We start from the raw sequence: 19,276 nt of genomic DNA, 5'->3' as shown, positions 1-19,276 counted from the left end.
ACTACATCGACTGCCCGGCAAGCAGCTTTAACCCGTTCGGCAGATGCATTCACGCGAACTCCGTGATCCACGGGGCCGGTGAGGGGATTTCAGCCCGCGCCGGAGTCTCGCGTGAAGGGGCGTTCACGTCAGCTCGTGATGTCCTTGCGCTCGAAGTGCCACCAGGCCCACGCCAGCAGCACCACCGCGTACCCGGCCGACCACAATGCCCCTCGCACCATGGCGTTCCAGACCAGTTCGGGACCGAGGACGTCGGTCCAGGCCAGCGAGTAGTGCGTCGGCAGCACCCGCCGCCAGTCGCCGAGAGCCGTGATGGTGTCGAGGATGTTCGAGAGGATCACCAGCATCACGGCACCGCCGACCGCTCCCAGCGGCGCGTCGGTGTAGACACCCACCAGGAACGCGAGCGCGGCCACGAACAGCAGCGACACCATGATGTAGCCGACGGCCACCACCAGCCGCACGGCCAGCTCCGAGCCCGAGATCGAGCCTCCGAGAGGTGTCTTCAACGGCGCCCAGCCGTAGAACACTCCCCCGACGACGTACGACACCACCGGCAGCAGCACCAGCGCGAACGCGCAGTAGCCCAGCGCCACCAGCAGTTTGCGGCGCAGCAGGGCTGCTCGGGGCACCGGGATCGCCAGCAGGTAACGCAGACTCGACCAGCTCGCCTCGCTGGCCACCGTGTCCCCGGCGAACAGGGCCACGATCACCACCAGCAGGAAGCCCGAACTGACGAACAGCGTGAAGACGGTGAAGTTGGCCGCGCCGCTGGTGGCCAGGTCGACGAGCGCGGTCTGCGCGTTGCGTCCCTCGGGTTCACCGAAGCTGAACGCGGCCACCAGGATGAACGGCAGCGCGACCAGGAACCCGAGCGAGATCTGGGTCCGGCGCCGGGTGAGCTGCCGCCGGGCCTCCACCCGCAGGCTCAGGGTGCGCCGGGCGCTGTAGCCCGGGGCCGCGCCGTCGGCCGCCGCGGGCGCGGAGGGAACCGAGAGCCCCTCCAGCCCTTCCGAATGACCGGTCGCCGGCATCAGTTCTCCTCCCCGACCAGGGCCAGGAACGTCTCTTCCAGACCGCGTTGCGGCGCGATCCTCGAAACCCGTACGCCGGCGAGCACGAGGGCCCGCACCAGCTCGGCCCGGCCCTCGAGATCCGCCTGCACCACGAGAAGCCCGTCGGCAGTGTGCACTTCGGCGACCCCGGGAACACCCGCGGCCACCGAGACCGCCTTGTCCACGTCGTCCACCGTTACCGCCACCGACGCGCCGTCGCCGACCAGCTCGTCCACCCGCCCCTGGGCCACCAGCCGCCCCGCGGCCATGACCACCACGTGCGTGCACGACTGCTCGACCTCGGCGAGCAGGTGACTCGAGACCACCACGGTGCGCCCGGTGGCCGCGTAACGCCCCAGCACCTCACGCATCTCGCGGATCTGCGGCGGGTCGAGCCCGTTGGTGGGCTCGTCGAGCACCAGCAGGTCGGGCAGGCCGAGCATGGCCTGGGCGATCGCCAGCCGCTGCCGCATGCCCTGGCTGTAGGTGCGCACCTTGCGCTCCACGTCGGTGCCGAGTCCGGCGATCTCGAGCGCGACGTCGAGGTGCGGTTCGGCCGTGCGGCCGGTGGAACGCCAGTACAGCTGCAGGTTGTCGCGGCCGGACAGGTGCGGCAGGAAGCCCGGCCCCTCGATGAACGACCCCAGCCTCGACAGCACGGGCGCACCGGGGCGCACCTCGTGGCCGAAGATCCGGATCCGGCCCTCCGAGGGCATGATCAGGCCCATCAGCATGCGCAGGCTGGTGGTCTTGCCGGCACCGTTCGGCCCGAGAAGTCCCAGGACCTGGCCGCGTTCGACGCGGAAGCTCAGGTCGCTGACCGCCCGGAACCCGTCTTTGTAGGCCTTGCCCAGGTTTTCGATCGACAGGGGGACGTCGGCGAGACTCTCGTCGAAAGGTGCCCCTCGACGACGGCGGACGAGGAGGAGCAGGCCGAGCAGGAGCGTGCCGGCGGCCAGACCGATCACACCGCCCCAGGGCACCGTGGAACCGGCGTCGGTCACGGTGAGCGAGGGACGCGGCACCGTCAGGATCCCGTCGCCGCTCAGCTCGACCCGGTACAGGCGGGCCTCCTGGGGCATCGCGTACGCCTGGTCGGTGGTGCTCAGCACGACCCGCAGCCGGTGCCCGGCCGGGATGTCGCGCACCACCGAGGGCAGCGCGATCGTCACGTCTTTCGTCGCGTCGGCCAGCCCGGTCACCCGCACCGGCGAGACCAGCTGCGACGGAAGGGTGGTGCCGCCGTCTTCGTCGACGTCGAGCAGCGAGGCGAACAGCGTGGCGTCGTCGGCCGAGGAGGCCACCCTGACCGTGACCCGCGACGAGCCGGTGACCGTCAGGGCCCCGCTCAGCGGCGCGGTCTCGAAGGTCGCGGTCTCGCCCGGCAGGGCGTTGAGGCCGAGCGAACTGCCGGAGAGCGCCGACGACGACCCCAGCGCGTTCAGCAGGGCCCCGGCCCCGGGCAGTGAGGTGATGGCGGACGGGGTGGCACCCGGGGGTGCCAGCGCGAACTGGGCGTTTCCGTCGAGTTCGAGACGGGTGACGGGGGTGCTGTTCCGACTGACCCCGCCCGAGGCGTCCCGGGAGGAGACCCCGGGAGCCAGGTCCGACGTCCTCAGTCGGGAGTCGGCGGCGGTGGTGTCGGCGGCCGGTGTGCCGGAGGCGACATCGACGCGGAAGCCGGGCACGTCGTCCACCGACCCGTTCCGCAGCGAGCTGTCGAGGAAGGAGGCGACCACCGGGCGCAGCGCCTCGGTGTCGACGCCGGAGTCGTGGCCCCCGGTCTGCCAGTAGAGCTTCACGTCCGCCCCGGCCCCGGCGATGGCCTGCGCGTTCGCATCGGCCTCGGAGAGCGGGAAGAGCGAGTCGCCCTGCCCCTGGATCAGCAGCGTGTCGGCGCTGATCCGGTCGGCCACCCGCGCCGGGCTGGACTCCCCCAGGAGCTTCAGCATCCCGGCGGTGGGCCGGCCGGTGGTGGCGGTCTCGACGTAGCCCAGGCACAGGTCTTTGGCCAGGCGCCCGCAGACGGCCTGCTCGGCGTCGCCCGCGGCCAGGTTCTTCAGCTGATCGGCCGACGGCGTGGTGCTCAGCGAGCCCCCGGAACCGATCAGCGTGGAGCCGAGCAGCGTGGCCGTCCACTGCTTCTTGAACACGCCGGCCGCGTCGGCATCGACCTCGTCGCGCACCGGGTATCCCCCGCCGGCGAACTGCGGGAACAGCGACTGACGGAGGTCGTTCCAGGTCACGGCGGGCACGATCGCGTCGACCCGGTCGTCGGTGCCGGCCAGCATCAGCGCCAGCGCGCCGCCGTACGAGGCCCCGACGACGCCGACCACCGGATCGCCGTCGCGCTGCTCGACCTCGGGCCGGGCCGCGAGCTGGTCGAGCATCCGCTGCCCGTCCTTGACCTCGTAGTCCGGGCTGTCGAGGTGGATCAGGCCGCCGGACGTTCCCATGCCGCGAGCGCTGTAGGTGAGCACCACGTAGCCGCGGTCGGCCAGGTCCTCGGCATCACCCGCGACGCTGTCCTTGCTGCCGCCGAAGCCGTGGGCGAGCAGCACGGCCGGGGCCGGGGTGCGCTCGGGCAGGTAGAGCCGGGCGTCGAGGGTGACGGTGTCGCCGTCGGCCTCGGGGGTGCCGTCGACCTTCAGGTCCTGCGTGGTGAAGGAGGCCTCGGCCGAGGAGGAGGACGCGCGGGCCACCAGGAACCAGGCGACCAGGGCGATCACGAGGATCAGGGCGGGAAGCAGGATCCGGCGGGTCTGCAGTCGAGCGATCAACCCGGGCACTCCCTGGAGGGTCTTGGGATTCAGCCCTCAAACTACGGCACGGGCCGCCCCGTGACTCGGCGACCCGTGCTGAACGTGCAGGTGGATCAGGGTTGCGGCTGCTCCTGCTGGAGCTGGGTGTCGGTGCCCGAGCCGGTGTCGGTGCCGTCGCCGGTGCCGCCCTGGTCGGTGGTGGTGCCGTCGCCCTCACCCGTGCCGGTGCCGTCGGTCGGCTGCACCTCGTCGCTGCCCGTGGCGGGAGCGGTGTCGGTCGCGGTCGGCACGTCGGTGCTGGTGACGTCGGGGGCGGCCGTCTCGGTGGGGACGGTGCCCGCCGGGTCGGTCGCCTCGGGGGTGGCCGTCTCGGTGACGGTGCCCTCGCTCGGCGTGACGCTCTCGGTCGGCGTGGACTCGGAGTCGTCGGAGTCGTCGGTGGTGCTGCTGGTGTTGTTGCTGACCAGCTTGGACAGCGTGGTGCCGCCGCTGTCACCGCCCGAGATCGGCTTGTCGATAACGGTTTCGACGCCGGTGATGACGAACATGGCGATCAGGAAGGCCGCTCCGGCCAGCCCGGCCATCAGGAAACCCGGCTTCTTCCACCAGATCTGCGCGGCGGGGGCCTTGCGGGCCGCACTGCGCGACCCGTAGACCTGCGACCGGTGCGGCTGGGGCCCGGAATGCCCCGTCGCGCCGGCCACCGGGCCGGTGACCGGCGGCATCATCCGGGTCTGGTCGTCGTGGGCCGGGCTCATCAGCTCGGTCTCGTCACCGACCGGCACCTGCACCCGTTCGACGTCGACGTGGCGGGTGTCTTCGTGCCCGACCCGATTCAGCGAGTCGGCGACCGGCACCCCCGCGGGGCCGGACATCCGATGGATGCTGTCGGCCTGCGGCACGTCTCCCGGGAACCGTTGCACGACAACCGCGGTGGTCGTCTGCACGGCCTGGTGAGCCTTTTTCAGCGAGTTGGTGTAGAAGGTGCCCGCCACCGACGAGACGACGGAACCGAACGCTGCCCCGGCGATCGTTCCCCCGACCCCGAAGTACGACGCCGCGATCGCGGAGGTGACGGCGGCACCGGCACTCGCGCTGATCTGGATGACGTTGACGGGCAGCTTCGGCTTGTTCTCTTCTGGACTCTCGCCGACCGGCTGCGGATCACGACCGTGATGAGCGGTGGGTGATCCGTGGGAGCCGGCTCTTTGCGGCGGATGTTGTCTGTCGGTCATTGATCTCCGGTCTTACGCAATCGGCCAGCGATCAGTTTCTCCCATCCGGCCCCCCGGGCGCCAACGCCCCGGCGCGCACCCGCCAAGTTTTCAGCAAAGTCTCAGCCGGGCAGTGATTTACGCCAAACATCGGGTGATCCGGGAACTCGGGCCCCCGAACGCGCCGCAGGCACGGGTGGACCTACGGTGATCAGGGCGGACCGCCACCTGCGAATATCGGTGGCACGCGCCGGGATCCGGCCCTCGATGCAGTCCGCGTACAGCAAGAGAAATACGTCACTCGAAAATCCGGTAACGCCAGGGAAAGAGACACACCGCACGCCCGCCGGCGAAGTCTTTACATGCTCGCGAGGCGGGGTTTGCACGGGCTACCGACCGGACAGTCGGCACGCCTGGTGCGGGCCGGCGAGGCGGCCCCGGAGGGCGGCCGGACCGTCCACGATCGCCGCACGATCACCGGCCCGCGACCCGAGACTGCCCGAGTGGGCTGACACGATCGTGAATCTCCCCTGAACCTGTCCTGGACATCTGTACGTTTACGCTCGATGACACTCCGTCAGGACGTCCCTTCTCGTCTTGCGCTTCGGCTCCTCGGCCCGCTGGACGTCACCGTCGACGGAACATCAGTCACTCTCGGTGGCCGTCAATCACGGGCAGTGTTCATCCTGCTCGCACTCTCGGCCCGCACCCCGATCCCGACCGAGCGGCTCATCGACCAGCTGTGGGACGACGAGCCACCGGGCGGTGCCGTCAACACCATGCAGGTCTACGTCTCGAGGCTACGTCGCATCCTCGGGGTCGCCACCGGGCGCACCGGGCCCGACGCCGTGCTGCGCAGCACCTCGCAGGGCTACCTGCTCGACGTCCCGGCCGCGGCGATCGACCAGCACCGTTTCGAGCAGGCCGCGGCCACCGGCCAGGCCGCGCTGGCGGCCGGCGACCCGCGCGCCGCCGCCCGCGAGCTGCGCGCCGCGCTCGGCCTGTGGCGGGGTCCCGCGCTGACCGACCTGACCAGCAGCATCGGCGAGGTGCACCGGGTGCGGTTGGAGGGGCTGCGGCTGTCGGCGCTGGCGGCCCGGCTGGACGCCGACGCGGCCCTCGGCCAGGACGCCGCGATCGTGCCCGAGCTGCAGGAACTGGTGCGCCGCCACCCCCTCGACGAGCGTTTCACCGGGCAGCTGATGACGGCCCTGTACCGCTCCGGCCGGCAGGCCGACGCGCTCGCCGCCTACGCCGCGGCGCGACGCCGGCTCGGCGAGGAGCTGGGGGTGGATCCCTCCCCCGCGCTGCGCGCCCGGCACGCCGAGGTCCTGCGCCACGCCACCTCGCTGAGCCCCACCCGACCGGAGAGCCCCGGCGGGCCACCGCGTCCCCGCACCGGTCTGATCGGCCGCGAGCGCGAGCTGCGCGCCGCCCACGACCTGCTCGCCCGCGGCACCCGGCTGATCACCGTGGTCGGGCCCGGCGGCATCGGCAAGACCCGGCTGGCCACCGAGATCGCCGGGCGGGCGGCCGAGACGCGGCGTGTCGTCACGGTCGCTCCGGAGGGGGTGCGCGACGGCGAGGAGCTGCTCACCGCGATCGCCCGCACGCTGGGCCCGGGCGTCCGGCCGGAACGCCCGCGGCCGGACGCGGTGGCCGATGCACTCGACGAGGAACCCACGCTTCTGGTGCTCGACGCGGTGGAACCGGGGCACGGGGCGGCGCCGGTGGTGGCCGACCTGCTCGACCGCACCGGGGCGCTGGTGGTGCTGGCCACCGGCCGGGGCGCGCTACGGCTGCGGGGTGAGCACCTGCTGCCGGTGCTGCCCCTGCCGGTGGCCGACGCGGTGCGGCTGTTCCGCGACCGGGCCGCCGCGGTGCTGCCCGGGTTCGAGGTCAGCAGCGTGAACGCCGTTGAGGTGAGCGCGGTCTGCACGCTGCTCGACGGCCTGCCGCTGGCGATCGAGCTGGCCGCGGCCCGGGTGCGCACCCTGCCGCCGGAGGAGATGCTGCGCCGGCTGCGGAGTCCGGAGGCCGGCAGCGGGCGGCTGGACCTGCTCCAGCACGGCCCGGCCGACCTGCCCGAACGTCAGCGCAGCATGCAGGCGCTGCTGGACTCGGCGGTGGCCCAGCTGCCGGAGTCGGGGGTGCGGCTGCTGGCTGACCTCTCGGTGTTCCGGGGGGGCTGGACGCTGGCGGCGATGGAGGGGGTCTGCGAGAACGGGAGCCTGGGCGAGCTGGAGCGGCTGGTCGACCACTCGCTGGTGCTGGCCGACGGTTCCGGGCGCTTCGGGATGCTGGCCACGATCCGCGAGTACGCACACGGCCTGCTGGCCGCCCGGCCGCCGGAGCCGCGCCGCGCGGTGCTCGACCGGCACGCCCGCTGGTTCGCCGACCTGGCCCGGCTGGCCGCCGACGATCCGGGCCGCAACCCGGACTCGGCGGTGCTGCGGGCGCTGGAGACTGAGTCGGCCAACCTCACCGCCGCGCTCGAGCACGCCTGGTCGGCGCGCGACGGAAGTCTGCTCGTGAGCCTGGTTCTCAGCCTGCTCGGGCACTGGTTCTACACCGGCCGCCTGCGCCGGGCCGACCACTGGGTGCAGGCCGCCCGGGAGGCCGCCACCTCCGAGCACGAGCGGGCCCAGCTGCTGCTGGTGGCCGGCAACCTGGCCCTGGTCGGCGCCGACCTGGAGCGCGCGGTGCCTGCCCTGACCGGTGCGCACCAGGCCGCGCATGCCGTCGGCGAGGGGGAACTGACGGCCCGCACCCTGGCCGCCCGCTCGGTCGCCGCCCGCTACTCCGGCCAGCCCGTGACCGCGCTCGAACTGGTCGAGCAGGCCCTGACCGCGGCCCGTGAGGCCGGGGCCTGGGCGCTGGTCGTGCGGCTGGGCAACGAGCGCGGTGAGCTGCTCGACGAGACCGGTCACCCGGCCGCCGCGGAGTCGCTGTTCGAGTCGTTCCGGGCCTGGTCACAGGTCGAGCAGGCCTCGAGCAACCTGGCGGTGGCGCTGGTGAACCTGGCCGCGGTGGCGGCCGGGCAGGACGACGTGGCCCGCGCCTCCGACCTGCTGGCCGAGGCGGCGGCCGCGGCCGCCGCCGGGCAGTCGGTGCCGCTGCGGGCCGACGTGCTGGCCGGCACCGGGCTGGTGCAGCTACGGCTGGAGTGCCCGGACGCGGCGGGCGCGGCACTGCGCGCGGCGCTGCCCCTGATGTACGAGTCCGGGCAGCTGCTCACCCTGGCCGACACGGTGAGCCTCCTCGGCGCCGTGGCGCTGGCCCAGGGCGAGCGCCGGGCCGCGGTGCGGCTGCTGGCCACCGGCCGGGCCTGGCGCGAGTCCCGGGGGCTGGCCGTGGTGGGCCGGCTGACCCGGGAGGTGCTGGCCGAGGCGGAGGCGGATCTGGAACGGTCGGGCCCCGGCGAACATGACGCCCGCGACCGCGCAGCCGGCGCCGCAGTGCCGTTTGCCCAGCTCAGCGGCCTGGGAGCACCCGCCGCGTGGGGATCTGTCTGGATGACCGGACACCCGGACAGCGTCTCACATGCTGGGCATGTTGTTCAGATTCCGGAATCCGGGGTGCTGATGACCCTGCCCGGTGGCGAGCATCTTGCGGCAGACTCAAGACCATGAGCCACGACTTCCCCCTCTCCGGGAACGGCACCGCCCCGGAGGAGACACCGACCGTCCAGCAGATGGTGGACGCCGATCGCCGGGAACCCGACGTCGGTCAGTTCGCCGGCGGCGTGGCCTCCGACGAACAGCACACCGCGCTGCGGGCCTCCGTGCGGCAGCTGTCCACCCTGCTCGGCGAGGCCCTGACCCGGCACGAGGGTCCCGAGCTGCTGGCCCTGGTCGAGCAGGTGCGCGGCCTGGCCCGCCGGCCCGACGACGGCGAGCTGCACACCCTGCTGTCGGGTCTGGACGACCCCACCGCGATCGTGCTGGCCCGGGCCTTCACCGCCTACTTCCAGCTGGCCAACATCACCGAGCAGCTGCATCGCTGGCAGGAGCTCACCGCCCGGCCGGAGGGCCCGCTGCAGGCCACGGTCGGCCGGATCGGCACCGCCGTCGAGGCCGGTGAGATCGATCCCGCCCGGGTGACGGAGATCCTGGCCCGGGTCGAGCTGCGGCCGGTGTTCACCGCGCACCCGACCGAGGCCAGCCGCCGTTCGGTGCTCGACCTGCTGCGCAAGATCGCCGACGAGATCCAGGAGCAGGAAGACCCGCGCGCCCGGTCGGTCGACGTCGCGCGCACCCACCGCCGGCTGGCCGAGCTCGTCGACCTGCTCTGGCAGACCGACGAGATCCGCACCGAGCGGCCCAAGCCCACCGACGAGGCCCGCACCGCGATCTACTACCTGCGGACGCTCGCCGCCCAGGTGGTGCCCGACCTGCTCGAGGAGCTCGGCCTCCAGCTGGCCGCCATCGGCATCGAGCTGCCCGCCCACGCCCGCCCACTGCGCTTCGGCACCTGGGCCGGCGGCGACCGCGACGGCAACCCGAACGTCACCCCCGAGGTCACTCTCGACGTCCTCGGCCTGCAGCACGACTTCGGCCTGCGCGAGCTGATCGCCGCGGTCGACGAGCTGGTGCTCGACCTGGGCTCCTCGACCCGGGTGGTCGAGATCAGCGACGAGCTGAAGGCCAGTCTGGAGGTCGACCGCAAGGCCCTGCCCGGTGCCTACGCGGCCTTCATCGGCCTGAACCACGAAGAGCCCTACCGGCTCAAGCTCAGCTACATCCGGGTGCGTCTCTCGCGTACCCGTGACCGTCTCGACCACGGCACGCCGCACGAGCCCGGCCGCGACTACCTAGGCCTGGCGGGCGTTCTCGAAGACCTCGACCTGGTGCGTGACTCGCTGCTGGCCAACGACGGCGCGCTGATCGCGAACGGCCCGGTGCTGCGCCTGATCCGTACCGCCGTGGCCACCGGGATGGGCCTGGCCACGCTCGACATCCGTGAGCACGCCGGCCGGCACCACGCCGCGCTGGCCACGCTGTTCGACCGGCTCGGCGAGCTCGACCAGCCCTACGGCGAGCTGGAGCGGGCGAAGCGCATCGAGGTGCTGTCCAAGGAACTGGCCCACCGCCGGCCCCTGATCGGCGCGGGGGTCGACACGCTCCCCGAGCCGGCCGCCGGTGTCCTGCAGCTGTTCCGCACGATCCGTAAAGCCCTGCAGCGCTTCGGTCCGGGCGTGATCGAGAGCTACATCGTCTCGATGTCGCAGGACATCGACGACATCCTGGCCGTGGTGGTACTGGCCCGGGAGGCCGGTCTGGTCGACACCGGCAACGCCGACACGGCGGCCTGGGCCAAGCTCGGCTTCGTGCCGCTCTTCGAGACGGTCACCGAGCTCGAGACGGCCGGCCCGCTGATGGACGCGCTGCTCTCCGACCCGTCGTACCGCCGGGTGGTCACCGCCCGCGGTGACGTGCAGGAGATCATGCTGGGCTACTCGGACAGCTCGAAGGACGCGGGAATCGCGGCCTCGCAGTGGCAGATCCACCGGGCCCAGCGCGCGCTGCGCGACATCGCCGCCCGCCACGGCGTGGTGCTGCGCCTGTTCCACGGACGCGGCGGCTCGACCGGCCGGGGCGGTGGCCCGACCGGCGAGGCGATCCTGTCGCAGCCCTACGGCAGCCTGAACGGCCCGATCAAGATCACCGAGCAGGGCGAGGTCATCTCCGACAAGTACACGCTGCCCCAGCTGGGCCGTGAGAACATCGAGCAGGCCCTCGCCGCGGTGCTGGAAGCCTCGGTGCTGCACCGCAGTTCGCGACTCCCGGCCGACGTGCTGGACGGCTGGAACAGCACCATGGACCTGGTCGCGGGCTCGGCGCAGAACGCCTATCGCTCGCTGGTGCGCGACCCGCTACTGGTGCCCTTCTTCGTGGCGGCGACCCCGGTCGACGAGCTCGGCAACCTGAACATCGGCTCCCGGCCCTCGCGCCGGCCCGGTGGCGCGGGCGGTCTCGACGACCTGCGGGCCATCCCCTGGGTGTTCGGGTGGACGCAGTCGCGGATGAACCTGCCCGGCTGGTTCGGTCTGGGCAGCGGCCTGGCCGCCGCCCGCCAGGACGGCCGCGAGGACACGCTGAAGCAGATGTACGGCTCCTGGCACTTCTTCCGCACGTTCCTGTCGAACGTGCAGATGACGCTGTCGAAGACGGACATGCAGATCGCCGCCCGCTACGTGCGCACACTGGTCGACGACGACGCGGCGGCCAAGCTGTTCGCGATCATCGAGGCCGAGCACGCGCGCACGGTCGAGGAGGTGCTGCGGGTCACCGGGCACGAGCAGCTCCTGGCCACGTCACCGGTGCTGCGGCGCACGCTGGAGCTGCGCGACTCGTACCTGGCTCCGCTGCACGCGCTGCAGATCTCGCTGCTGGCCCGGTCGCGTCAGGCTCAGGCGTCGGGCATCACGCCCGATCCCGACCTGCAGCGGGCGCTGCTGCTCACGATCAACGGCATCGCCGCCGGGCTGCGCAACACCGGCTGAGTTCGTCTTTCGAAGGGGGGACGCGCCGGTCCGGCACCCGTGCGGGTGCCGGACCGGCGCGTCCCCCCTTTTGTTTCCGTGCTCGAGGACGCTTCGGTCACCGATCGCGTTCAAGGCGCGGCTCCCCCGGGCCGATTCCTGGAACGGTGCACCACAGCACAACCGGGGGATGGGGGATCCGTGGTGTTTGGCAGAAAGCGTTCCACCGGCGTGCCCGCGGCGGCCGCCGCGGGGTACATCGCGCCGCGCGACGTCGAGACGTACGCCGAGGTCATCGAGGCACTGGAGTCGGTGACCAGCGAGGAGAGCGCCTACCAGATCGCCGTGGACGCGTTCGTGCGGGCCAGCGGGGTCGACTACGGCGCCGCCTGGCTGCTGGAACCGGCCGGGGAACTGCGGATGATCCACGAGTCCGGGAACATCGCCGCAGCCATGGCCACGGCCTTCCCCGGCCGTCGCAACACCGTGGACGCCAGCCTCGTCGGCCGCGCGTTCCGCACCGGAGAGCCACTTTTCGTGGAGGATCTGCGCACCGCCACCGGTTCGGTGCGGGCCCAGGCCGCCCGTGACCTGGGCATGACCGCCGGGATGTTCTACCCGGTGAGCAACCAGGGCCAGGTGCGCGGCGTGCTGGAGTACTTCTCCTCCCGGCCGATCGCCGAGACCTCCGGACGCCGCGAGAAGATCGTCGAGATCGCGAAACTCGCGGACATGGCGGTGTACCGGGCCATCGCCCAGGCACAGCTGCAGGAGGTCGCGGACGACCGGCTGGCCGTCACCCAGGTGGTCAGCACCCTCAACGACGCCAAGGACGAGGTCACCTGCACCCGGGCCGCGCTCGACGCCGTGCGCGCCTCGTTCCACTGGGCCTACGGCTCCTACTGGACGATCCACGACGGCGAGGACGTGCTGCGCTTCGACCTCGAGTCGGGCTCCGCCGGTGACGAGTTCCGGGAGGTCACGCTGGCCGCGAGCTTCGCCGAGGGAGTGGGCCTTTCGGGGCGGGCCTGGCGGGCGCGGGACCTGGTGTTCGTGAAGAACCTGGCCGACCTGACCGACTGCGTGCGAGCTCCCGCCGCGGGCCGGGCCGGGGTGAAGTCGGGCATCTGCTTCCCGATCATCATCGGCGGCCGGGTGATCGGCACGATGGACTTCTTCACCACCGAGACCATCGAGCTGTCCGAGTCGCGGATGGGCGCCCTGCGCAACGTGCAGCAGCTGCTCAACCAGCGGCTCGAGACGATCCGTCGCGCCGACAACGAGAAGGAAGGCGCGCGAAACCTTCTCGACACCGTGGAGCAGTTGCGCGGTGCCACCCAGGACGCCACCCGGGTGCAGCGCGAGGCCGTCGACCGGGCCGGGGACATGACCGGCGAGGTCGACAACCTGGGGGCGGCCTCGGCGGCCATCGGCGACGTCATCAAGATCATCTCCGGGATCGCCGACCAGACCAACCTCCTCGCCCTGAACGCCACCATCGAGGCCGCCCGGGCCGGGGACGCCGGCAAGGGCTTCGCGGTGGTGGCGAGCGAGGTCAAGGACCTGGCCCAGGAGACGGCCCGGGCCACCGGGCAGGTCGCCGAGCAGATCGCGGCGATCCAGGCCAACGCCCGCTCGGTGGCCAGCGGCATCCAGAGCACCAGCGAGATCATCGGCCAGATGGACGCGGTGCAGATGCGCATCCAGGAAATCCTCGAGGTGCAGGCCCGGATGGCCCAGGAACTGGAGAGCTACTGATCCTCAGACGGGCCTCCACAGCGACAGGGAGAACCGGCCGTCCGGGTCGGTCCACCACCCGTCGTTGCCGAATCCCTGCTGCCCGAGCTCGTTCTCGAGCCGGGCCCGGGTGAACTTGGCCGAGATCTCGGTGCGCAGCTCCTCACCGCGGGCGAACGCCACGGTGAGATCGAGATGCCCGAAGCGCACGACGAGGTCGTCCCGCGCCCGCAACCGCATCTCGATCCACTCCTGCTCACCGTTCCAGACCGCCCGGTGCTCGAACGCCCGGGCGTCGAAATCGGCTCCCAGGCGGTCGTTCAGCACCTGCAGCAGGTTCAGGTCGAACGCCGCCGTGACCCCGGCGGCGTCGTCGTAGGCGGGCACCAGCTCGGCCGGTGACTTCACCAGGTCGGCACCGAGCAGGAAGCTGTCACCCTCACCCAGGCCCTCCCGCACCGCCCGCAGGAACCCGCCCCGCTGGTGCGGCGTCAGGTTGCCGATCGTGCCGCCGAGGAAGGCGACGAGCTTGCGGTCGCGGCCGTCGCGGAGCACCTGGGTGAGGTGCTGCTCGAAGTCCGCCCGCACGGCCTCCACCCGCAGGCCCGGGTAGGTGACGAGAAGGTCCGCGGCCGCGCCCCGGAGGGCACTCTCGCTGACATCCACCGCAGTATAAACGGTTTCGTCACCCAGCAGGGGCGCCAGCAGGATGGTGGCCTTCTCGGCCGACCCCGACCCCAGTTCCACGAGATGACGGGCACCCGACCGCCCGGCGATCGCCGACGCGTCCCTCATCAGGATCGCCCGCTCGCTGCGGGTCGGGTAGTACTCCGGCAGCCGGGTGATCTCCTCGAACAGCTCGCTGCCGGTCTTGTCGTAGAACCACTTGGGCGGCAGGCTCTTCGGCGTGGCGGCGAGCCCGCGGCGGACGTCGTCCCTCAGCGCCTCGTCGGTGAAGTCCTCGGGCAGCAGGTCGGTGAACCGGTAGTCCATGAATACCTTTCATCCTCGGAGCTGTTCGACGGTGACCTCTCCACGCTCCACCGTGAGCAGCCGGTCGTCGGGCACGTCGTGCCAGTCGGTCTCCTCGTCGTACGACTCGGAGGCCACGACCACTCCCCCGTGCGTGTGCCGGTAGCACAGGCTCGCCCCGGCCGTGGTCGCGGCGATCCGCTGCCCGTCGGTGAGCAGCAGGTTCACCCGGCCCCCGGTGGTCTCCAGCGCGCGGCGCGTCACGTGCCGCAGCGCCTCGCCGGGCGTCAGGCCGGCGTCGAGACGGTCGAGGGTCAGAGCCCAGAGCGCGGCCGCGTCGGTGGGGGCGTCGAGGCGCAGCAGCCGTTCCGGCGCCAGGTCCTTGACCAGCTCCGCGCCGGAGGCGGGCCAGCCCGGCAGCGCCCCGTTGTGGCTGAACAGCCAGCGCCCCGCGCGGAACGGCGCCGCGGCCCCCCGCCCCGACACCATGCCCTCGGTGCCGGACCGCACGGCCGCGAGCAGCCCGGTGGTGCGCACGGTGCGGGCCAGGTCGGCGAACGTCTCGTCGCCCCAGACCGGGCCGTCGCCGCGGTGCCGGGCGGGCACCGCGTCACCCTCGACGTACCAGCCCAGCCCGAACCCGTCGACGTTCATGATCCCGTGGGTCTGCCGGCGCGGGGCCCAGGCCTGCCGGGTCAGGGCGTGCGGCGGGTCGGCGACCAGCTCGCCGACCCGCACCGGCGGACCCACGTAGGCGAGGTGCCTACACAAGATCGCGCTCGGCGTCCGTCAGCGAACGGGCGCAGCGGAAACCGCTGAAGATCTGCCGGCGGATCGGGTAGTCCCAGTTGCGGAACGTGGCGCGCACGGCCGAGGGGTCGGAACCGAACGAGCCGCCGCGCAGCACCCGGTAGTCGTCACCGAAGAAGACCTCGGAGTACTCCCGGTAGGGCCAGGCGCGGAAGCCCGGATAACCGTGGAACGTGCTCGAGGTCCACTCCCAGACGTCGCCCATGAGCTGGTGCACCCCGAGCGGCGACCGTCCCTGCGGGTAGGCCCCGGCCGCGGCCGGTTCCAGGTGCCGCTGGCCGAGATTGGCGTGGGCCGGCGTGGGCTCGTCGTCGCCCCAGGGGTAGCGCCGCGAGCGCCCGGAGGCCGGGTCGAAGCGGGCGGCCTTCTCCCACTCGGCCTCGGTCGGCAGCCGGCGCCCGGCCCAGCGGGCGTACGCGTCGGCCTCGTACCAGTTCACGTGCACCACGGGCTGGTCGTCGTGAAGCGGTTCACTGCGCCCGAAAACCCGCCGGGTCCAGGTACTTCCCTCGCGCTTCCAGAACTGCGGGGCGGTGATGCCCGCCTCGCGCCGGTGCTTCCAGCCCTCGGGGTGCCACCAGCGCTCGTCGTCGTAACCCCCGTCGTCGATGAACTCGCGGTACTCGCGGTTGGTGACCAGGGCGGTGTCGATGAAGAACGCGGGGACGTCGACGGCGTGCGCGGGGCGCTCGTTGTCGAGGGCCCAGGGCTCGATGTCGGTGCCCATGGTGAAGGAACCGCCGGGCACCAGCACCTCCCGGGCGTGCGGACGCGTGGTGCTCCGGGGGGCCGGGGGTGCGCTCAGCAGCGCCTCACCGGCCCGCAGCTGGTGGGTGGCGAGCATGGTCTCGTCGTGCTGCTGCTCGTGCTGCACGATCATGCCGAACGCGAAACCCCGCTCGAGCAGAGGACGGCCGCGCAGCGGGATGCGCTCGAGCACGTCGAGCACCTTGCCGCGCACGTCGTTCACGTAGCTCCGGGACGGCTGGGGCTCCAGCAGCGGCAGCTTCGGCCGCACCGTGCGCGGGTACTGGAACGCGTCGTAGAGCTGGTCGACGGTCTCGGGCAGCAGCGGGTCGCGGCCGTCGACGTCACGCAGCAGCCACAGCTCTTCCTGGTTGCCGATGTGGGCCAGGTCCCAGACCAGGGGCGACATCAGCGGCGAGTGCTGGTGCACCAGCTCGGTGTCGTCGACCGAGGTCAGCAGCAGGGTGCGCTCACGGGCGCGGATCAGGTCGGCGGCCAGGCGCTCGCGCACCTGCGCCTCGTCGAACTCGGCGGGGTTCAGCACGGTGTCTCCGCAGCGGCATCGGGGTTCGGGGCGACATCGGTCTCGAGGGCGACGCGGTCGAGGTACTCGGCGGTGCGGGCGGCCAGGTCGGTGTCGCCGTCGCGGTCGAGGGCCGCCGCGGCGATCTCCAGCACGGCGCGGGCCGCCTTCTTGAGGGCCGGGTCGGTCAGACCGGCCCGGGCGGAGGAGTCCCAGGCGTCGCGCACCGGCTCGCAGACCTCCATCGCCTGGTCGGCGGCGGTGTCGTCCTGGGCCAGGGCGGCGACCGAGGCCGCCGCCACCCGCCACCACGGACCGGGCTGCTGGTCGAGGTAGCGCACCTCGTAGAAGCCGCGGGCCCGCACCGGCGGGAACAGGGTGGTCAGGTGGAACTTGAGGTCTTCGAGCGTGGGCGCGGCGGTGTCGCTCATCGCGCGGTCACCCTCGCGCAGCCACCGGCGGAAGGTGAGGCCGGCCGGTGCCGTCCAGGGGCGGTCGTTTCGGCGCACGGCGAGAACCGGGGCGTCGAGAACCCAGCGGGTGTAAGCCTCCTGAAGCGTTTCACCGGAGGTCGGGACGGGTGCGAGGCAGCGCTCCGGATCGAGCTCACGCCAGATGCCCTGACGCAGAAGGCGATACCCGGACAGACGGGGATCGATCGCGCGGTGCGCCGAGGGGCGCCCGAAGGCCGCGGCCGTGGCCGGGCCGATCGCGTGGAGCAGGTCCCACCGGCGCTGGAAGTCGCCCGGCGTGAGGCCGGACTCGACGTTCACCTGCACCGAGGCGCTGGAGCGCATCATCGTGCGCCCGGCACTGCCGGTGCGGTCGAAATACTCTTCCATGGCGGCGTATCGGGGTTCTTGCAGGTATCGCACGGGCGAGGGGAGCGCGTCGATGCCGGTGCCGACGAGGCGCGCACCGTGGCGCGCGGCGACGGCGGTGAGAACGGCGAGATCGCCTGTCAGATCGGCGATCGCACCGGAGAGACGATCGGCCGGGAGGGAGCTGAGCTCGACCTGCCCACCGGGCTCGACCGTGAATCTTGACCGCAGGGGTTGAGTTTGGATGTCGGCGTGCAACATCGCGAGCTTGTCGGGAGCGAGGTGTTCCGGCGGATCCACGTCACGGTGGATCAGGAACTCCAGCTCGATACCCACCCGGCGCGGTGGGCCACACTTGAAACAGGTTCGGGGGATCCAGCCTTCGGCATCGGCCTCGGTGATCGGCTGCTCGTTGGGGAGCTCCGACACCGGCCCGGCCGCCGGACCCGCCGCCTGGGCGAGGTCTTCGATCGACACGCCGACCATAGTGCGCACCGAGAGTGAGAAAACGCTACCCGAAACTTCGCCCGAATCCCGACAGGGGTAATCGGGAATGCTTTCACCTGCGCGGATGCTGAGCTATCCGAATAAATTGGCCCCACCCAAACAATCGGTGAGAGGAAGTGACATGGCCCGTCTTGGCTTCGGCCGTGGTCAGCTCAAGGACCCCCGGCTGCCACCCGGCCAGTACGACACCGGCAGCAGCTTCCCGGTGCTCACCGCGGAGGTGTCCCCGCGCCTGACCGCGCAGGACTGGAGCTTCCGGGTCGACGGCCTGGTCGACACCGCGCGCACCTGGGACTGGGAGGCGGCGCACCGGCTGCAGGCCGACACCTGGAACGGCGACATCCACTGCGTCACCAGCTGGTCGAAGCTCGGCACCTCGTTCGGCGGGGTCAGCCTCGACACCTTCCTGGCCGAGGCCGGGGTGAAGCCCGAGGCCACGCACGTGGTGGCCTGGAGCCACAGCGGGTACACCACCAACCTGCCGCTGGCCGAGGTCACCGGGGGCCGGGCCTGGGTGGTCTGGGAGCACGAGGGCAAGCCGCTGCCGCACGAGCACGGTGGCCCGGCCCGGCTGCTGGTGCCCAACCTGTACTTCTGGAAGAGCGCCAAGTGGATCGGCGGGATCCGGCTGCTCGACCACGACGAGCCCGGCTTCTGGGAGCAGCGCGGCTACCACGAGCTCGGCGACCCGTGGCTGGAACAGCGGTACACCGGTGACTGACGGCCTGCCGCCGTTGCCCTCGCTGCCGGGGCTGGACCTGCCGCCGCTGCCGACCCTGGGGCCGGTGTCGCGGCAGGTGCCGCCCTCCGGTGCCCGGCGGCGCTGGCTGCCCGCCGAGGTCACGGCGATCCGCGACGAGACGGCCACGGCCCGCACCTTCCGGCTGCGCATCCGGGGCGAGGCCCCCGACCGGCACGTTCCCGGCCAGCACTACGACGTGCGGCTCACCGCGCCCGACGGCTCCACCGCCCAGCGCTCGTACAGCATCGCCTCGGCCCCCGACCGGGCCGACGAGGTGGAGCTGACCGTCGAGCTGATCCCCGACGGCGAGGTCTCCCCGTTCCTGCACGAGGAGATCGGCGTCGGCGACCGGGTGGAGCTGCGCGGGCCGTTCGGCGGCTGGTTCGTCTGGCGGGGCGACACTCCGGCGCTGCTGCTCGGCGGCGGCTCGGGCGTGGTGCCACTGATGGCCATGCGCCGGTTCTGGCACGACAGCGGTGAGCGGGTGCCGCTGCGGCTGCTGGTCTCGGTGCGCCGGCCGGAAGATCTCTACTACCGGGGCGAGTACGGCTCGGAGACCACGGTGATCCACACCCGGCAGGCCCCGCCCGGCGACCCACGCCCGGCGGGCCGTCTGAGCGCAGACGATCTGAGGCCCCTGCTGACCGGGGGCCAGATCGCCTACGTCTGCGGTTCGGCGGGCTTCAGCGAGCACGCCTCGCAGCTCCTGGTGTCGCTCGGGATGCCGGCGGCGGACGTGCGCATCGAGCGGTTCGGACCCGGCTGACGGGAGAGGCGTGGTGGGCACCCGACCGTGCCCCCACGTCCACCATCGACGATCTTGAGAAAAGCTTGCCGGAACCTTGCCCAGAAGGTGGTTCTGACCTGAACGGCGTGGCCGACTCGATGGGGGACAGCACGTC

General features: G+C 72.1%; 12 protein-coding genes. 5 read left to right on the top strand and 7 right to left on the bottom strand.

The window, feature by feature from the left end:
• Nucleotides 1-128 precede the first annotated feature (128 nt).
• The 3 genes from J2S57_RS13620 to J2S57_RS13610 all read right to left on the bottom strand — a co-directional run bounded on the left by J2S57_RS13620 (nucleotide 129) and on the right by J2S57_RS13610 (nucleotide 5,052).
• Nucleotides 129-1,034, bottom strand: a complete 906-nt coding sequence (locus J2S57_RS13620) for an ABC transporter permease (RefSeq protein WP_307242380.1) — start codon at nucleotides 1,032-1,034, stop codon at nucleotides 129-131.
• Nucleotides 1,034-3,844, bottom strand: coding sequence for an alpha/beta fold hydrolase (locus J2S57_RS13615; RefSeq protein ID WP_370882466.1), 2,811 nt, complete (start codon nucleotides 3,842-3,844; stop codon nucleotides 1,034-1,036). The genes J2S57_RS13620 and J2S57_RS13615 overlap by 1 nt, the downstream gene beginning before the upstream one ends.
• Nucleotides 3,845-3,930: 86 nt before the next feature.
• Entirely contained in the window at nucleotides 3,931-5,052 is a 1,122-nt protein-coding gene (locus tag J2S57_RS13610) for a hypothetical protein (RefSeq protein ID WP_307242375.1), read from the bottom strand.
• 656 nt (nucleotides 5,053-5,708) lie between these two features.
• On the opposite strand from J2S57_RS13610, the gene J2S57_RS13605 reads away from it, so the two are divergent.
• From J2S57_RS13605 to J2S57_RS13595, 3 genes are all read left to right on the top strand, one after another.
• A complete protein-coding gene (locus J2S57_RS13605) occupies nucleotides 5,709-8,663 on the top strand; it encodes an AfsR/SARP family transcriptional regulator (RefSeq protein WP_307242373.1) in 2,955 nt (984 codons plus the stop codon).
• A complete protein-coding gene (gene ppc, locus J2S57_RS13600) occupies nucleotides 8,660-11,536 on the top strand; it encodes a phosphoenolpyruvate carboxylase (protein ID WP_307242370.1) in 2,877 nt (958 codons plus the stop codon). The genes J2S57_RS13605 and ppc overlap by 4 nt, the downstream gene beginning before the upstream one ends.
• 183 nt (nucleotides 11,537-11,719) lie before the next feature.
• Nucleotides 11,720-13,273: a GAF domain-containing protein gene (locus J2S57_RS13595; RefSeq protein WP_370882638.1), complete on the top strand. Its 1,554-nt coding sequence runs from the start codon at nucleotides 11,720-11,722 to the stop codon at nucleotides 13,271-13,273.
• A gap of 3 nt (nucleotides 13,274-13,276) precedes the next feature.
• On the opposite strand, the gene egtD is transcribed toward J2S57_RS13595, so the two are convergent.
• The 4 genes from egtD to J2S57_RS13575 are packed head-to-tail and all read right to left on the bottom strand — an operon-like array spanning nucleotide 13,277 to nucleotide 17,602.
• On the bottom strand, nucleotides 13,277-14,245 hold the full coding sequence (gene egtD, locus J2S57_RS13590; RefSeq protein ID WP_307242365.1) for an L-histidine N(alpha)-methyltransferase: 969 nt from the start codon (nucleotides 14,243-14,245) through the stop codon (nucleotides 13,277-13,279).
• Nucleotides 14,246-14,254: 9 nt separating this feature from the next.
• Nucleotides 14,255-14,995 carry an ergothioneine biosynthesis protein EgtC gene (gene egtC, locus J2S57_RS13585; protein WP_370882465.1) on the bottom strand — a complete coding sequence of 247 codons (741 nt, stop codon included), beginning with the start codon at nucleotides 14,993-14,995 and terminating at the stop codon, nucleotides 14,255-14,257.
• Nucleotides 14,988-16,325, bottom strand: coding sequence for an ergothioneine biosynthesis protein EgtB (egtB, locus tag J2S57_RS13580; RefSeq protein ID WP_307242361.1), 1,338 nt, complete (start codon nucleotides 16,323-16,325; stop codon nucleotides 14,988-14,990). The genes egtC and egtB overlap by 8 nt, the downstream gene beginning before the upstream one ends.
• Nucleotides 16,319-17,602, bottom strand: a complete 1,284-nt coding sequence (locus J2S57_RS13575; RefSeq protein WP_307242358.1) for a glutamate-cysteine ligase family protein — start codon at nucleotides 17,600-17,602, stop codon at nucleotides 16,319-16,321. Before J2S57_RS13575 ends, egtB begins: the two co-directional genes overlap by 7 nt.
• A gap of 151 nt (nucleotides 17,603-17,753) precedes the next feature.
• On the opposite strand from J2S57_RS13575, the gene J2S57_RS13570 reads away from it, so the two are divergent.
• Nucleotides 17,754-18,353 (top strand): sulfite oxidase-like oxidoreductase, encoded by a 600-nt coding sequence (locus J2S57_RS13570; RefSeq protein WP_307242356.1) that lies wholly within the window; start codon nucleotides 17,754-17,756, stop codon nucleotides 18,351-18,353.
• Nucleotides 18,346-19,140 carry an FAD-binding oxidoreductase gene (locus J2S57_RS13565; protein WP_307242353.1) on the top strand — a complete coding sequence of 265 codons (795 nt, stop codon included), beginning with the start codon at nucleotides 18,346-18,348 and terminating at the stop codon, nucleotides 19,138-19,140. The genes J2S57_RS13570 and J2S57_RS13565 overlap by 8 nt, the downstream gene beginning before the upstream one ends.
• Nucleotides 19,141-19,276: the final 136 nt, after the last annotated feature.

Source organism: Kineosporia succinea, assembly GCF_030811555.1.
GTDB lineage: Bacteria > Actinomycetota > Actinomycetes > Actinomycetales > Kineosporiaceae > Kineosporia > Kineosporia succinea.
The sequence above is the reverse complement of the archived record's forward strand: the minus strand, read 5'-3'. Positions and strand labels throughout refer to the sequence as shown.

What these genes read in the sequence shown, in the direction of transcription:
- J2S57_RS13610 (WP_307242375.1), bottom strand. Translation starts at nt 5,052, where the DNA reads ATGACCGACAGACAACATCCGCCGCAAAGAGCCGGCTCCCACGGATCA.
- egtD (WP_307242365.1), bottom strand. Translation starts at nt 14,245, where the DNA reads ATGGACTACCGGTTCACCGACCTGCTGCCCGAGGACTTCACCGACGAG.
- J2S57_RS13570 (WP_307242356.1), top strand. Translation starts at nt 17,754, where the DNA reads ATGGCCCGTCTTGGCTTCGGCCGTGGTCAGCTCAAGGACCCCCGGCTG.
- J2S57_RS13620 (WP_307242380.1), bottom strand. Translation starts at nt 1,034, where the DNA reads ATGCCGGCGACCGGTCATTCGGAAGGGCTGGAGGGGCTCTCGGTTCCC.
- ppc (WP_307242370.1), top strand. Translation starts at nt 8,660, where the DNA reads ATGAGCCACGACTTCCCCCTCTCCGGGAACGGCACCGCCCCGGAGGAG.